This window comes from Gracilibacillus saliphilus, assembly GCF_010994085.1.
GTDB classification, from domain to species: Bacteria; Bacillota; Bacilli; order Bacillales; family Amphibacillaceae; genus Gracilibacillus; species Gracilibacillus lacisalsi.
Map to the genome: position 1 here is coordinate 89,392 of NZ_WJEB01000002.1, position 16,089 is coordinate 105,480.

12 protein-coding genes are annotated in these 16,089 nt (G+C 36.8%); all 12 read left to right on the plus strand.

Translation table 11 applies throughout. The annotated features are described in order from the left end of the window. Nucleotides 1–175: 175 nt before the first annotated feature. The 12 genes from GHT08_RS04690 to GHT08_RS04745 all read left to right on the plus strand — a co-directional run bounded on the left by GHT08_RS04690 (nt 176) and on the right by GHT08_RS04745 (nt 15,491). A complete protein-coding gene (locus tag GHT08_RS04690; RefSeq protein WP_163580258.1) occupies nt 176–922 on the plus strand; it encodes a C40 family peptidase in 747 nt (248 codons plus the stop codon). A 336-nt stretch (nt 923–1,258) separates the two neighbouring features. Further along, nucleotides 1,259–1,954 (plus strand): L-ribulose-5-phosphate 4-epimerase, encoded by a 696-nt coding sequence (gene araD / locus GHT08_RS04695; protein WP_163580260.1) that lies wholly within the window; start codon nt 1,259–1,261, stop codon nt 1,952–1,954. A gap of 53 nt (nt 1,955–2,007) precedes the next feature. Continuing rightward, nucleotides 2,008–3,492 carry an L-arabinose isomerase gene (gene araA, locus GHT08_RS04700; protein WP_163580262.1) on the plus strand — a complete coding sequence of 495 codons (1,485 nt, stop codon included), beginning with the start codon at nt 2,008–2,010 and terminating at the stop codon, nt 3,490–3,492. Between the two features lie 496 nt (nt 3,493–3,988). Continuing rightward, nucleotides 3,989–5,110 carry a GntR family transcriptional regulator gene (locus tag GHT08_RS04705; protein ID WP_163580264.1) on the plus strand — a complete coding sequence of 374 codons (1,122 nt, stop codon included), beginning with the start codon at nt 3,989–3,991 and terminating at the stop codon, nt 5,108–5,110. Nucleotides 5,111–5,330: 220 nt separating this feature from the next. Next, nucleotides 5,331–6,446, plus strand: a complete 1,116-nt coding sequence (locus tag GHT08_RS04710) for a GntR family transcriptional regulator (RefSeq protein ID WP_163580266.1) — start codon at nt 5,331–5,333, stop codon at nt 6,444–6,446. 61 nt (nt 6,447–6,507) lie between these two features. Beyond that, on the plus strand, nt 6,508–7,794 hold the full coding sequence (locus GHT08_RS04715) for an arabinan endo-1,5-alpha-L-arabinosidase (RefSeq protein WP_163580268.1): 1,287 nt from the start codon (nt 6,508–6,510) through the stop codon (nt 7,792–7,794). A 594-nt stretch (nt 7,795–8,388) separates the two neighbouring features. Next, nucleotides 8,389–9,669, plus strand: a complete 1,281-nt coding sequence (locus tag GHT08_RS04720) for an extracellular solute-binding protein (protein WP_163580270.1) — start codon at nt 8,389–8,391, stop codon at nt 9,667–9,669. A gap of 61 nt (nt 9,670–9,730) precedes the next feature. Next, complete coding sequence (locus tag GHT08_RS04725; protein WP_163580272.1) at nt 9,731–10,612, plus strand: carbohydrate ABC transporter permease; 882 nt, start codon at nt 9,731–9,733, stop codon at nt 10,610–10,612. Between the two features lie 38 nt (nt 10,613–10,650). After that, on the plus strand, nt 10,651–11,496 hold the full coding sequence (locus GHT08_RS04730; protein WP_163580274.1) for a carbohydrate ABC transporter permease: 846 nt from the start codon (nt 10,651–10,653) through the stop codon (nt 11,494–11,496). A 32-nt stretch (nt 11,497–11,528) separates the two neighbouring features. Further along, nucleotides 11,529–11,957, plus strand: coding sequence for a hypothetical protein (locus GHT08_RS04735; RefSeq protein WP_163580276.1), 429 nt, complete (start codon nt 11,529–11,531; stop codon nt 11,955–11,957). 422 nt (nt 11,958–12,379) lie between these two features. Continuing rightward, nucleotides 12,380–13,897, plus strand: a complete 1,518-nt coding sequence (arfA, locus tag GHT08_RS04740; RefSeq protein ID WP_163580278.1) for an arabinosylfuranosidase ArfA — start codon at nt 12,380–12,382, stop codon at nt 13,895–13,897. 115 nt (nt 13,898–14,012) lie between these two features. Continuing rightward, nucleotides 14,013–15,491 (plus strand): alpha-N-arabinofuranosidase, encoded by a 1,479-nt coding sequence (locus GHT08_RS04745; RefSeq protein ID WP_163580280.1) that lies wholly within the window; start codon nt 14,013–14,015, stop codon nt 15,489–15,491. The last annotated feature ends 598 nt before the right edge of the window (nt 15,492–16,089 follow it).

Consider the following 16,089-nt stretch of genomic DNA (forward strand, 5'->3'; position numbering starts at 1 on the left):
AAGCATTCTTATCGTGCAGAGCGGTAGGGGTGCTTTTATTTTGTGCTAGTTGATAGTAAAATCCCAAAAGTTGATAGAGAAGTCCCCGAAGTTGATAGCACTTCCTAACAAAATGGGCGCTTTCTGCTGTGCCCTTGACCTAGTTTTGTCATATCCTATGATGAGGTGGTTTGTAATGGGGTTTTTTGATGTATGGATTCGTAATGGTTTATTGTACGTGAAACCGCGATTAGAAAGTGTCCGGTTTAAGGTGTATGAAAATGATATATTGCTGGCTAGCGGTCTTGATGATGGTGGTGTATTAATTCAATTACGTGATCGGAAGCCCAATACGATAATAACGATAGAGTACTTGTTTGAAAATAAATTAGCAAAAGAACAATATCCATTAAAAACTTATTATGCAACTAGAGAGCGTAACTATCAAGCTGGCGACATTTTAGTGGCCAGTGATAATGTGAAAGCAGAATTAACTGGATACATGGGACACTCCGCACTTGCCATTAATCAGAATGAATTAATTGAATCACCGGGCTTGGAGCCTGCGATTGTACGTAAATCAATCCAGCAGTTTCTTGATAAGCATCCAGTACACGCTCAATTTCGCCCGGTAAAAACTGAATTAGGGGAAAAGGCAGCACAATATGCAATAGATTATTATCAGGAATACAAAAGTAATTTGGAAAAAGGTATTCACAAGCCTACCTTTTCCTTTGACCTTTCTCAGAAATTAGATGAGCCATGGGAAAAAATCTATTGTTCGAAATTAGTATGGCTTTGTTATCATTTTGGAGCAGATTATACTTTTGAAAATGACCATTTATGGTTCTCACCAGAGGATTTATACCATCAGTTGTTGGAAAATCAGGATTTTGAGTTGGTGTATCAGCATCAGGACGTCAAGTTTTTGATTGATACCTAAAGAAACATAAATGCTGTAATACGATATAAAAAAACAAGTTGCATTCGTGGAATCATTCAATGATTCAGATGAATATATAATCTGTACATGACATCAGGAAAAATGCCGATCCTGATGTCTTTTATTTGCTTGTAAGAAATCAGGTGACTTTGTATAACCCAAGTGATATAGTTAATTCGCAATAGTCTCAGAAATGGAAAAGTAAGTACTTTATACTAAAATAGATAAAATTAAAAGTTTTATATTGAATGTACGTACGAATTGTATTATGATAGAATTAATTACTTTTACACATACGTACAAGGAAAGAATATTAAGAAAAGGGTGGATGTAAGCATGCTTGAAGAATTAAAACAGCAAGTATTGGAAGCAAACCTGGATCTACCCAAGTATGGTTTAGTTACATTTACTTGGGGGAATGTAAGCGGATACGATAAAGAATCTGGTTTGATGGTTATTAAGCCTAGTGGTGTACCATATGAAGAACTAAAGGCTGATGACTTAGTTGTATTAGATTTAGAGGGAAATATTGTCGAAGGTGATTTGAAGCCATCTTCAGATACTCCAACACATCGTTTGTTGTATCAAAAATTCCCGGGAATAGGTGGTGTTGTGCATACACATTCACCATGGGCGACAAGTTGGGCTCAGGCAGGTAAAGGCATCCCGGCACTTGGTACAACGCAAGCAGATTACTTTTATGGCACTGTCCCGTGTACACGTCGTATGACCAAAGAAGAAGTAACTGGTGACTATGAGTGGGAAACAGGTAATGTGATTGTAGAAACATTCAAGGACATCGACCCGTTGCAAATCCCAAGTGTGTTGGTACACAGTCATGCACCATTTAATTGGGGAAAAGACCCACATGAGGCACTGCATAATGCAGTAGTGTTAGAAGAAGTTGCCAAGATGGCCTTGCATACGTATCAAATTAATCCGAATGCGCAAGACATGGACCAATTTTTGTTAGATAAACATTATTTAAGGAAACATGGTGCCAATGCGTACTATGGTCAGGATAAAAAGTAAAAACTATTCCAGAATAAATAATAATTAATGAACATAATAGAGGAGGAAATATCATGTTAGAAGTACGTCCTTATACATTTTGGTTTGTAACAGGCAGTCAACATTTATATGGGGAAGAAACTCTGCAAGAAGTAGCAAATAATTCAAAAGAGGTAGTAGCTGGATTAAATAAAGAAGGTAACTTACCTTTTGAAGTAGAATTTAAAGAGGTACTTACAACAGCACCAGATATTCACAGCTTAATGCAGAAAGCAAATGCAGATGAAAATTGTGCCGGTGTCATTACATGGATGCACACATTCTCTCCAGCAAAAATGTGGATTTCAGGTCTGAAAGCATTGCAAAAACCATTATTGCACTTGCATACACAGTTTAATCGCGATATTCCATGGGAAAGCATTGACATGGATTTCATGAATTTAAACCAGGCAGCACATGGTGATAGAGAATATGGCTTTATTGGTACTAGAATGGATGTTTCTCGAAAAGTAGTAGTAGGTCATTGGCAAAGCAAAGATGTGACATCAAAAGTTTCAGACTGGATGAAGACAGCTGTTGCTGTTGCGGAAGGAAGCAATATACGTGTTGCTCGCTTTGGTGACAATATGCGTAATGTTGCTGTAACAGACGGGGATAAAATCGAAGCTCAAATCAAATTTGGCTGGACCGTTGACTACTATGGTATTGGTGACCTAGTTGAAGAAATGGATCAAGTAACAGATGAAGAACTAAATGCATTATTCAAAGAATACGAAGAGCTTTATGAATTACCTGCAGAAGCAAGTGAACCAGGTCCAATCCGTGACTCTATTTTATACCAAGGAAAAATTGAGTTAGGATTAAAATCGTTCTTGAAAAAAGGGAATTATACAGCATTCACAACAAACTTTGAAGACTTACATGGTATGAAACAATTACCTGGTCTTGCAGCACAACGTTTAATGGCAGAAGGTTACGGCTTTGCTGGGGAAGGTGACTGGAGAACAGCAGCTTTACTTCGTTTCATGAAAATTATTGCTGGTAATGAAGGTACATCATTCATGGAGGATTATACGTATCACCTTGAACCAGGTAATGAGATGATTCTAGGTTCTCATATGTTGGAGATCTGCCCGACTGTATCTGCAACAAGACCTAAAATCGTTGTTAACCCATTAGGTATAGGTGGTAAAGAGGATCCAGCCCGTCTTGTATTTGATGGACGTGGTGGCGATGCTGTAAACGCATCTCTTATTGAAATGGGAGGTCGTTACCGTCTAGTAATTAATGAAGTGAAAGCAGAACAACCTGAGATTGAAACACCAAACTTACCTGTTGCGAAAGTGTTGTGGAAGCCTGAACCATCACTAAGTGAGGCAACGGAAGCATGGATTTACGCAGGTGGAGCACACCATACCGTATTCTCGTTTGATGTGACAACCGAACAATTATATGATTTTGCTAACATGGCAAAAATCGAATGTGTAGTCATTGATAAAGATACGAAACTTCGCCAATTCCGTAATGAATTAAAATGGAATGAAGCAGTTTATCGTTAAGATCATATGAGATAGCTTGAAAATATACACGCGTTTCCATCACCATTAAGTGAAACGCGTGTATAGTTTTAGTTTTTGTATTACCATAGTTTACATAAACTGCGAAGTAACGTAGATATGGAAAAGAGATATCCTCGGAAGCGCCGATCTGTTCCGAGGAAAAAGGCTTCTCTTCCAGGGAAAAGATCTTCTCTTCCGAGGATAAATGACTATATCCAGGGAAGAGAAGGGCATATCCCCGGAACAGCTAAGGATATCCAGGGAAGGGAAAGAGGTATCCTCGGAACAGAAAGAGATATCCCTAGAAGAGAAGTCCTGTTAACTTTACAACTAAGCTACTTCGCAGTTTGTATCAACTGCCTGCCAATTTGCTTTTTATGTGAATATAGGTCTATTTGATCGAACTGATGATCATACTCTTATTCCGAAAGAACTTGACACAGTTAGTTAAACCTTTATCCTTATAGTAGATAAGGTAAAAAATGAGGTGCGAGCAATGCAGACAAAATACAGTATAGTAAAAGAAGCAATTAAGTCCCGAATATTGGATGGTACATATCAACCACATCAAAAAATCAGTTCTGAAAGTGAACTAATGAAGGAATTTGGTGTAAGCAGACATACAGTACGATTAGCAATTGGCGATCTCGTTAACCAAGGGTGGCTGTACCGGGAACAGGGAGCGGGTACTTTTTGTGCTGATCGTTCGAAGAATAATTCACAATCGATGGTTGATCAGAAAAATATTGCACTTATCACAACGTATTTATCCGATTATATTTTCCCATCAATTATCAGGGGAGCTGAATCATATTTAAGTAAACATGGCTATCAAGTAAGTCTGTTTAGTACGAATAATGATCATGATAATGAACGGAAGTTTTTGGAAAAAATTCTCATGCAACATTTCGATGGTGTTATTATAGAACCAACCCGAAGTGCGATAAGCAATCCTAATATTAATTATTACTTAAATCTTGAACGAGAAAACATTCCTTATTTAATGATCAATGCATACTATGACGAATTAGAGCCTTTTCATATTGTAGTGGATGATGAAAAGGGTGGGTTTATGCAGACAGAGCACTTAATTGAACTTGGTCACCAGAATATTGTTGGCTTTTTTAAGAATGATGATATCCAAGGAACGAAACGAATGAAAGGGTATTTAAAAGCACATCGTAAGCATCATATCGAAATATTTCCTCACAATATTGTGACTTATAATACCGAGGAAAAGTCGTCCAAACCAGTTGAGATGTTAAAACAGGTATTAAGTGAACCAGAAGAAAAACGTCCAACAGCAATTGTATGTTATAACGATGAGTTGGCTATTAATTTATTGGATGTTTTAAGAGAATCACAATTAAAAGTACCAGAAGATATTTCCATTGTAGGATTTGATGATTCATTTATGGCTGAAATAACGGAAGTGAAATTAACTACTGTAAGCCATCCAAAAAGTGAAATGGGTGAATTAGCAGCAAAAGTTATTCTAGACATGGTGAAGAGAAATAAAAGTTCCAAGAAACAACAAAACATGGAAAACGATCTTATCCGTTTTGATCCTGAGTTGATTATCCGTAACTCAACCAAGCCACTTACAAAAGAGAAGTAAATGACCTTGTTATATTGGATTATTACCGAATGTATACACGCATTTTAAGAAGCTGGTGCGTGTGTATATGTTAAAAACTGAACTGTAACCGTTTGCTAACCAAGAATAATTGATTTCTATGATATAAGAATTTTTATCCGGTGCTACCATCCGCAAAACTTCCACTGTTGGGAGAAGTAAGTGGTTGTTTGTGTACAGAAGATTAGGGGGATCCGAAAATATGGAGGCTAAATATAAACAGATTAAACAATCTATAAAATCAAAGATCTTGGAAGGGCTTATTCTGCCGCATGAAAAAATCAGCTCTGAAAGTGAACTTATGCGTCAGTTTGATGTTAGTAGACATACAGTCAGAGTGGCGATAGGGGAATTGGTGAATGACGGATGGTTATATCGTGAGCAAGGAGCAGGTACTTTCTGTGCTGATCGTTCGCAGAGAGAAAAAAGTTCTTCAACTATACTACCAAACAAAAATATTGCTATTGTAACAACATATATTTCTGATTATATCTTCCCTTCGATCATTCGCGGAGCTGAAGCCTATTTAAGTGAACAAGGGTATCACGTTAGTATTTTTAATACAAATAACAAGTATGAACAAGAACAAAAGATATTAATTAAATTGTTAACAGGTAATTATGATGGAGTAATTATTGAGCCAACACATAGTGCGTCGGCAACTCCTAATTTAAAATATTATTTGAATTTGGAAAGAGCTAATATTCCATATGTGATGATTAACGCCATTTATGAAGAGTTAGAACCCGTTTACTTTATGGTGGATGATGTAATAGGTGGCTATTTACAAGCTCGACATTTAATGGATTTAGGTCATCAGAAGATAGCTTGCATGTACAAGACTGATGATGCACAAGGTCAAAAACGATTAAAAGGTTTTATTAAGGCCCATAGAGAATTAAATATTCCTTTGGATACCAGAAATATTGTGACGTATAACTCAGAAGACCAATTAACAAAACCGAAAAAGGAATTACAACGATTGTTTAAGTTAAAAGAAGAAAAACCAACGGCAATTGTCTGTTACAATGACCAATTAGTACTGCAATTAATGGATGAAGTAAGACAAGCAGGTATTAAAATTCCTGAACAGTTATCCTTAATTGGATTCGATGATTCTTTGCTAGTTGAAATTTCAGAGGTTAAACTGACGTCTGTTAAGCATCCCAAAAATCAATTAGGTCTAGATGCTGCACAAGCAATTATCCAAATGATTAAGGAGAAAGAAGTGAATCAAACCTATGATCCAGTATCCAAACTATATGAGCCTGAGTTGGTTGTAAGGCAGTCTACTACAAATCCAAAGATAACGACTTAAGTACGGAGATAAACGTTTGCACTAATGTACAATCAATATGTTGATAGATAGGAGTATTAGCATGATTAACGCCACTAATATACCAAAAGATTCCTTATACAATGAATCAGTTCTTAATGATGAATCAAAATGGACGACAAATAATGTTCATGACCCTGCCATTATTAGAGTGGGTGATTGGTACTATGTTTTTTCAACAGATGCTCAATTTGGTGGTGAATTCAAAGCTGGCATTCAAATACGGAAATCGAAAGACTTAATTAATTGGCAATGGGTCGGCAGGGCTTTCTCAGAAGGGGTCCCGGAAGAAGCCAAACAATGGACAGGTGCTAAAGGTTTATGGGCGCCAGAAGTTGTCAAATATGACGATAAATATTTTATGTATTATGCTGCAAGTCAGTTTGGCAAGACGCAATCTTTTATCGGCGTTGCAACAAGTAAGGATATCGAGGGTCCTTACCAATATTTGGGAGAAGTATATAAATCAGAACAGGGTACCGGCGGTCCTAATGCGATTGATCCTAATATTACATTTGATGAGGACGGTACACCATGGATGGTTTATGGTTCTTTCTTTGGAGGATTATATGTTGCAGAAGTCAATCCTAAAACGGGTAAACTAAAACACTCTGGTCGAGGTAGATTAATTGCCCAGCGCAATAAAAGTGTCGATAGGGCTCTAGAAGGCCCGTATATTTTATATCACCCTTTGTTTCAATATTATTATTTATTTGTATCATATGATTCGTTGTTTTCTAATTACAATATTCGTGTCGCCCGTTCGAAATCAATAGAAGGTCCTTACTATGACTTTATTGGGAATAAGATGACAGATCTTGAATCTCCTCAGTACGAGATAGGGATGAAGGTTTTAGGAGGGTACCAATTTCTTGGGGATGATGGTTGGATTGCTCCAGGACATAATTCGGTGTTAACAGACGAAGGTCAACATTATATTTGTCACCATATTCGCGCAGCAAAAGATAAACGCTGGCATTATTTACACATTAGAAAAATTGGTTGGACTAATGATGGTTGGCCACTTGTCTCTCCGGAAAGGTTTGCAGGTGAAGGGTATGATCAACCTGATGTAGTAGACCTTGAGGGAGAATGGGAATGGATTACTATCGATCCTTACAATGATGGTCAAGATCATGCGTCTCTTTTCTTATTAACAAGGGAACATTGGACTTCTTTAAGTGAAGATAATTATACTGTACAGTTTAAAGATGAAGCCGTTAATGGTCTGGTAATGAAAGCTTGGGATTGGGAAAATTGGAATGAAACGGTTGTTTTCATGGGTAAAAACAAAGAAGGTATCGTTTCAATAGCGAAAAAAATAAAATGAATAGAAGCTGTCAAGGAGCAAAAGGCAATGAACCTGTACTGGTTATTGCCTTTTTAATAAGTTGAAAATTCATGAAATCAGTGCAATGACTGCGCTAAGCGAGGTAGTTATTTTGAAATGTTTGATGTATTTGCAACGCTCCGACTAATTACCTCGCTTTTCAAGGAGCGTCCCTAAGGTTAGCCACGTTCAGTGATGAACATCGATCTAAAATCCTACCTTTTTCATATCATCAGTTCTCCGGTATAAACTGTATATGCTAAATAAATTTCTTACCTTGTCATAAGCATCTAATTTATTCATTTTATTTAACAATTATGTTGAATAACAACAAAAAATATTTATTTAGATTAATAAAAAAGTATTGAAAAAACAATAGGCATCGGATATACTGAAGTCAAGTTATCTCATACGTACAATTTTTTAAAAGTGCCAAATGTGTTCGCGTATCCGGCAATAAAACTGTTGGTATGAGCGAGTTTAACTGGTGTTTTTTTCTGAATATTAAAAAGGGGGCGAATAATGTAAGCGCTTGATAAAGTGGTTTAAGAGATGAATATTTTTGTTAATGATTTAATAAATGGAGGGGTAAATATGAAGAAAGTATTAATGGTGATGTTAACTTTAATGGCAGTATTGTTAGCGGCATGTGGAGAAAATGATGAAAATACTATTCAATTTTGGACACCATTAACAGGGGATGATGGTGCATATATGGACCAACTCGTTGAAGATTATAATGCAACAGAACCTGAAAAAGAAGTGAAACACATTATCACATCAGACATGTACACGAAGATGTATACTGTATTGAACTCAGGAAATGGTATTCCGGATTTAGCTATTATTCATGCGGATCGTGTACCAAGCTTTGTGAAACAAGATTTGTTAGAACCTATGACCGCTGTAATGGAAGCGCAATCAGGATTGACGGCGGATAATTATATTGAAGAAGCTTGGTCTGCTGGAGAAGTCGACGGTACACAATATACTATCCCGTTAGATATTCACGGTAGTGCAATGTATTATAATCAAGACTTATTAGAAAAGTATGGTGTTGAGCATTGGTTGGATGACGATGTTGTAACATTTGAGGAAATGCTTTCCTTACAAGGTCAATTAGAGGAAGGTGACTATGTATTAAATGATGCACTATTAAGCTGGGTTTTATTAGCTCAAATACAAAATTTAGGTGGAGACATTCAAGAGAACGGTGAGCCGGCAGTTAATACGGATGCAATGCGGGAATCTATAGAAGCGGTGAAAGAGCTAAATGATGCAGGATTAATGACACCATACGGGGAAGATGGGTATTTAATGTTTCAATCAGGTAATGTCTTATTCTCCACTGACGGTACTTGGAGCTCAACAGGTCATGCACAAGTAGAAGATCTCAACTTTGGTGTAACAAATATATATGCTTTTGAACCGGGTACTTTCCATAATCGATCTTCAGCTCACTTGTTTGCCATGTTAAGTAATGAAGAGAGGTCAGAAGAGAAAGAGCAGGGGATTGCAGACTTTTTAGAGTTTGTCCGTGAAAATTCAATTGAATGGGCAGAAGCAGGACAGATTGTTGCTAGTCAAGATGTTATTGAAAGTCCTGAATATGAAAATTACATGCAATCTTTCTTTACCTCAAGTCAGGAACAAGAGGAATCACTGTACATTTATACGTACGAGCACTATCCATATGTACAAGAAGCAATGGATAATTATGTAGCAGACCTTGTACATGGCGAAATTGATATTGATACAGGACTAGAAGAAATGCAAAAATTTGTAGAGGACAAAGTAGCTGAAGGTTCGTTAGATATGGAGAATACAGAACTCTTAGACGAAGATGAACTAGAAGAGGAATTATCTGAAGAATAATCTAAATAAGTAATGTGTCAGCTTTTTTGACACATTACTTTTAACAAAGGAGGTCATATGATTGAAAGAACATGGCAAATTTGCTCCGTTGTTCTTTGTTGGGCCACACATTATCTTGTTTATCGTATTTATTTTAATACCATCCATCTATGGTATATATGCTTCATTTACGAATTGGAATTTGGTTGGCAGTCCAGAATGGGTAGGACTGGATAACTATAAAACAATATTAGCGAACAGTGATTCTACTTTTTACAGTCAATTTTTTAATGGGATGAAGAATACCTTAATTTTTGTTGGATTAAGTGTTCCATTAATGATTGTTATACCTTTAATGATAGCTGTAGCTTTAGAACATAAGGAAGTGAAATTTACAAGTCTATTCCAAACATTGATTTATATTCCGGGATTAGTTTCTATCTCGGCAGCTGCCTTAATATGGTCATTAATCTTTAATAAGCAACTAGGAGTAGTTAATAATATGTTCGGCTCGGAGCAAGTATGGACGGCAACTCAACCATATGCTTGGATAACAATCATTATTATTACTGTTTGGGCTGGTATTGGTGGAAATATGATTATTTATCGAGCTGGTATTAATGGTGTCTCTAAGGATCTATATGAATCTGCTGAAATTGATGGCGCTGGGCCAATCCGTAAGTTTTGGAATGTTACGTTACCATCCATTAAATTCCCATTAATTTATACAATGGTCATGACTACTGCGGGCGCTTTCAATGTCTTTGCCCAACCATTAATGATGACAGAAGGTGGACCGCGTCAAAGTACTACAGTGTTAATGATGTATATACGTGATTTAGCATTTAGTCATGGTGAATCAATTGCAGGTGTTGCTTCTGCAATGGCGGTAATGCTAGGGCTGGTACTTCTGGTTATTTCGGCTATTCAATATTACATCATGAATAAAAATGCAACGACATAATAAAGGATTAATGGAATTTAAAGGGTAGGGGTGATAATATGTTTGAGAAGATAAAAGTTTCGAAATATTTAGCGTACCTTTTTTTAATCATTGTCAGTGCTATTTGGGCAATACCTGTATTATTTGGTGTTGTAACTTCCTTTAGATCGCAGACAGAAGTGGTTAATGAAGGGTTTAGATTATTACCTGTAAACTGGATTGTTGAGAATTATGTAAATATATTAGAAAATACATCCACAGCTCCAATTATGCAATGGCTTTGGAATTCTATATTTATTGCGACGATGCATACTCTGCTTGTGGTTGTTGTTATTTCCATTACAGGATATGGTTATTCTCGTATGAAATTTAAGGGAAGAGATTTGTTATTTTTCACATTGTTAGGAATTTCTTTCTTTCCTAATGTTGTAAATTTAATCCCTTCGTATAAAATTATTGATATACTAGGATGGGTAAATACTCCTTGGGCAATGATTGTCCCTGGACTAGCAGGTATGGGGAATATCTTTCTAGTCAGACAATTTATGAAAGGGATTCCAATGGAATTGGATGAATCAGCCAGAGTGGATGGAGCAAGTGATTTTAAAATCTTTTCCAGAATTATCTTACCATTAATTCGACCAGTGCTAATTGTTTGTGGTTTGTTTTCTTTCACTGGTTCATGGAACGATTTCTTGTGGCCTGTAATTGTATATACAGATGTTAATAAGATGCCGGTTACAGCTGGTTTATTGTTATTACAGGATGTATATGGCAACTATCGTATGATTGGGCAATTAATGGGGTCGGCCATCTTGGCGATCATACCAACCTTGTTATTATTTTTCTTTGCGCAGAAATATTTTGTTTCAGCAATTAACTTAAATTCCGGTATCAAAGGGTAAACAAAAAACCAAGATAGAAATGAGGCGAGAAAATGAAAAGAGGATTAGAAAGAAAGTTGTTAATAACAGGTGCTATTTGGAATCTAATTACAGCATTGCTAACCATTTTCAGCTATAATTCCTGGTTTAATCGTCAAGGTGAACAACAATTAAAAAACGCTGATACGGAAACGATGATAGCCGGTTCACAGATGGTTAATAATATTTCTAGCATTATTTTTATCTTTGGTTTGTTTACATTAATAGGTGCCTTAATAAGTTTTTTGGTTGCTGTAAAGTTAAGAGATAACGAGATTCAGAAGAAAGTGATGATATGGGTTGGGATTTGGACTGTTATACAGCTCTTATCCATGGATATACTCGGATTTCTAGTATATATGATTGCCTTTATTATTTATGTGGCAAAAAATAAAGCTATTAGACTTTCTAATCCCAACGTCGAAGAAGCAATAAGCAATTAAAGAAAATATATTAGTTACTACAAAGATTTTAACAGTTAAAATCGTACTTATTTAAACATGCCTCATCATACATAAGTCGATGAAAGAGATGCTAAAAGAAACAGTAAAAACCAAAGAATTTCACTTTTCACGAATTACCCATCAGCGGTTACAAATCAATTATAGATCGCATAAGAAGAAAGGGAAGTGGAAGTGTCACAGTAAGTTGAATAGAAGATATTACCTTGATGGGATAGCTTAGTTTTCCCTATTTAAAATATTGATTCATTCTGCTTGTTATTAACTTGACAAACCATTAAATATACCATAATCTAAATGTACGTACATGTTTAAAGAGAAATCTTAATTATGTACGTGCAATATTTTGTGTAAGCGTATTAATTAAAGAGAATATAGAAATTGTATAAGAAAGGATGAAAGAGATGGTAAATGAAACAGTAAAAGCAAAAATGGTTATAGACAAAGAGTTTCAAATCTCAGAGATTGACCCTAGAGTCTATGGATCATTCATCGAGCACCTAGGAAGAGCGGTGTATGGTGGAATCTATGAACCTGAACATCCTACGGCAGACGAAAATGGTTTCCGTCAAGACGTTATTAATTTAGTTAAGGAATTACAAGTACCCATTGTCAGATACCCAGGGGGAAATATGGTATCTGCCTACAACTGGGAAGATGGAGTTGGTCCAAAAGAAGACCGTCCAAAACGTCTGGAGCTAGCATGGAGAGTGACAGAAACAAATCAGGTGGGTACGAATGAGTTTGTGGATTGGGCAAAAGCAGCTAACACAGATGTGATGATGGCAGTTAACTTGGGTACACGAGGAATTGATGCTGCTAGAAATCTATTAGAGTACTGTAATCACCCTGGTGGAACATACTGGAGTGACTTACGTAAATCTCATGGGTATGAAAATCCTCACAATATTAAAACATGGTGTCTTGGTAATGAAATGGACGGGCCATGGCAAGTTGGCCAAAAAACAGCTTACGAATACGGTCGTTTAGCTTCAGAAACAGCTAAAGCTATGAGACTAGTAGATCCGGAAATCGAATTGGTGAGTTGTGGAAGTTCTAATTCTAATATGCCAACGTTCCCTAGTTGGGAAGCAGAAACACTTGAGCATACCTATGAAGTAGCTGATTATATTTCGTTACACCAATACTATGGTAATCGTAGTGGTGATACGGCTAATTACTTAGCGAAATCGATGGATATGGAAGATTTTATTCAAACTGTAATCGCTACATGTGATTATATTAAAGCGAAAAAACGAAGCAAAAAGAATATGTACTTAAGCTTTGATGAATGGAATGTCTGGTTCCATTCCAATGAGCAGGATAAAGAAATTGAGCCATGGACAGTAGCACCACCTCAACTAGAAGATGTGTATACTTTTGAAGATGCTTTATTAGTTGGTAGTATGTTGAATACAATGCTTCGTCATTCTGACCGTGTGAAAATTGCTTGTATGGCCCAACTTGTAAACGTTATAGCACCAATAATGACAGAAAATGGTGGAGCTGCATGGAAACAGACGATTTTCTATCCATATTTCTATACGTCAGTATATGGTCGTGGTGTAGCACTTAATCCAGTAGTAAGCTCACCTAAATATGATAGTAAAGACTTTACAGATGTTCCATATCTCGATTCATCTGTTGTATATAATGAGGAAAAAGAAGAGTTAGTTGTATTTGCTACAAATCGCCACTTAGAAAAGCCATTAGAAGTGGATATCGATGTTCGTTCATTTGAAGGTTTTGATGTAGTAGAACATGTGGTACTTGAAAATGAAGATGCGAAAGCTGTAAACCTTGCTGGTCAAGAGAATGTCAAACCACATGCGAATGGAGAGTCTTATGTGGATGATGGAAAACTGACAGCTATTTTCCCTAAATTCTCATGGAACATGATTCGTCTACAGAAGAAAGCTTAACAGAGCTGTGACATCCTTCCCTGTTGTGAGTTAGTTGAACCTTGAAGTGGGGATTTTACGGACGAGGAGCACCGTCATGAAGAAACACGATTAAATTTATAATGAGGTGATAAGTATGACAAAAAAAGTAATTGTCAACGCTGATGTCGGAAAAGGGACAATTAACAAAAATATTTATGGACATTTTGCAGAACATTTAGGTCGATGTATTTATGAAGGTTTCTGGGTTGGTGAAGATTCTGATATCCCAAACACAAACGGGATTCGCAATGATGTTGTCGAAGCATTGCGTAATCTAAATATTCCAGTACTTCGTTGGCCAGGTGGTTGTTTTGCTGATGAATACCATTGGAAAGATGGTATTGGTCCGAGAGAAAATCGGAAGCGTATGGTTAATACACACTGGGGTGGTGTAATCGAAAATAACCATTTCGGTACACATGAATTTTATATGCTATGTGATATGCTCGATACAGAACCATACATTAATGGAAATGTCGGAAGTGGTACTGTTCAAGAGATGTCAGAATGGGTAGAATATATGACTTTCGACGGTGAGTCTCCAATGGCTAACTGGCGTAAAGAAAATGGCAAAGAGGAGCCTTGGAAGTTAAAATACTTTGGGGTAGGTAATGAAAATTGGGGTTGTGGCGGTAACATGCGCCCACAATATTATGCTGATTTATACCGACGCTTCCAGACATATGTAAGGGATTACGGAGATAATAAAATCTTCCGTATCGCTGGTGGTGCCAATGTAGATGACTATAATTGGACAGAAGTGTTGATGCGTGAAGCTGCTCCATTTATGGACGGTTTAAGTCTTCACTATTACGTACATCCAGGCGGTTTCTGGAACAAAGGGCCAGCAACTGGTTTTTCCGAAGAGGTCTGGGATATTACGATGCAAAAAACGGTACACACTGAAGAGCTTATTGAAAAGCATAGTACAATTATGGATAAATACGATCCTGAAAAACGTATTGCGATCATTTTTGATGAGTGGGGTGCGTGGTATGATGTAGAACCGGGTACAAATCCAGGTTTCTTATATCAGCAAAACACGATTCGTGATGCATTAGTTGCAGGCGTTTCACTTAATATCTTTAATGAACACAATGATCGTGTTCAAATGGCAAATATTGCGCAAACGATCAACGTTATTCAATCAATGATCTTAACAGATAAGGAAAAAATGATCTTAACTCCTACTTATCATGTGTTTGAAATGTATAAAGCACACCAAGATGCAGAGCGTTTAGATCTTAACATCGAAAGTGATGCTATTAAAGTCGGAGATAAAGAGATTCCACAGGTTTCCGCTTCTGCTTCTAAAGCGGCAGATGGCTCTGTTACCATTACTTTATGTAACTTAGATAAAGCGAAAACTGCAGATTTAGCAGTAGATTTACGTGGTAAAGATCTTGCCAATGTGTCCGGTCGTATCATTACTGCGGATGAAATGGATGCTCATAATACGTTTGAGAATCCAGACAATGTAAAACCAGTTGTGTTTGATGACTTTCAGACAAGTGGCAGTGAACTAACACTAACATTACCATCGAAATCAGTTTTAAGTATTACAATTAAATAATAGAACTATTAAAGTCGGTAAGGTTAACCTTATCGGCTTTTTTTTGAGAGAGAATAAAACTTGGGTATTAGTCTAGGTTGCCCTTTTTTACTAATATAGGAAAGTATATAATCCGCGGTATCAACGCATTTGTAAGCATAGTAGCCATTTTGAAATACCTTGTACAGGAAACCATCGCTGCGGCTGTCCACTTCCCTTTCCACGGGATTTTCGCCTAAGCTAACTTTGATAAGCAAAGTTAGCTTACCAAAGTGGATCTTAGTCGAAAATCATCCCGTAGGAGTGGAAGTGGACGGCCTCCGCTATGAAACTGTTCTACAACGTTTGTGACTGCTAACTTCTCGAGCTTTCTTAACCTGAGTAATAAAATTGGAATGTCAGCGAGTACATTCATTGTAGACCATGAATGAGCGTAGGCGTCCACTTCGACTCCTGTGGGATCAGCGTGATCTGAAGATCCACTTTTGTAAAGCGATCTTCTTTACAAAAGTTAGCTGAAGACACACCCCACGGAAAGCGAAGTGGGCAAGCCGTAGCGGTTGTTACGTCCAATATCTATCTCAAAATAATTACTTTATACCATCGATATATTATTTTG

Coding starts and splice junctions, on each gene's coding strand:
- GHT08_RS04690 (WP_163580258.1), top strand. CDS start 176: ATGGGGTTTTTTGATGTATGGATTCGTAATGGTTTATTGTACGTGAAA.
- araD (WP_163580260.1), top strand. CDS start 1,259: ATGCTTGAAGAATTAAAACAGCAAGTATTGGAAGCAAACCTGGATCTA.
- araA (WP_163580262.1), top strand. CDS start 2,008: ATGTTAGAAGTACGTCCTTATACATTTTGGTTTGTAACAGGCAGTCAA.
- GHT08_RS04705 (WP_163580264.1), top strand. CDS start 3,989: ATGCAGACAAAATACAGTATAGTAAAAGAAGCAATTAAGTCCCGAATA.
- GHT08_RS04710 (WP_163580266.1), top strand. CDS start 5,331: ATGGAGGCTAAATATAAACAGATTAAACAATCTATAAAATCAAAGATC.
- GHT08_RS04715 (WP_163580268.1), top strand. CDS start 6,508: ATGATTAACGCCACTAATATACCAAAAGATTCCTTATACAATGAATCA.
- GHT08_RS04720 (WP_163580270.1), top strand. CDS start 8,389: ATGAAGAAAGTATTAATGGTGATGTTAACTTTAATGGCAGTATTGTTA.
- GHT08_RS04730 (WP_163580274.1), top strand. CDS start 10,651: ATGTTTGAGAAGATAAAAGTTTCGAAATATTTAGCGTACCTTTTTTTA.
- GHT08_RS04735 (WP_163580276.1), top strand. CDS start 11,529: ATGAAAAGAGGATTAGAAAGAAAGTTGTTAATAACAGGTGCTATTTGG.
- arfA (WP_163580278.1), top strand. CDS start 12,380: ATGGTAAATGAAACAGTAAAAGCAAAAATGGTTATAGACAAAGAGTTT.
- GHT08_RS04745 (WP_163580280.1), top strand. CDS start 14,013: ATGACAAAAAAAGTAATTGTCAACGCTGATGTCGGAAAAGGGACAATT.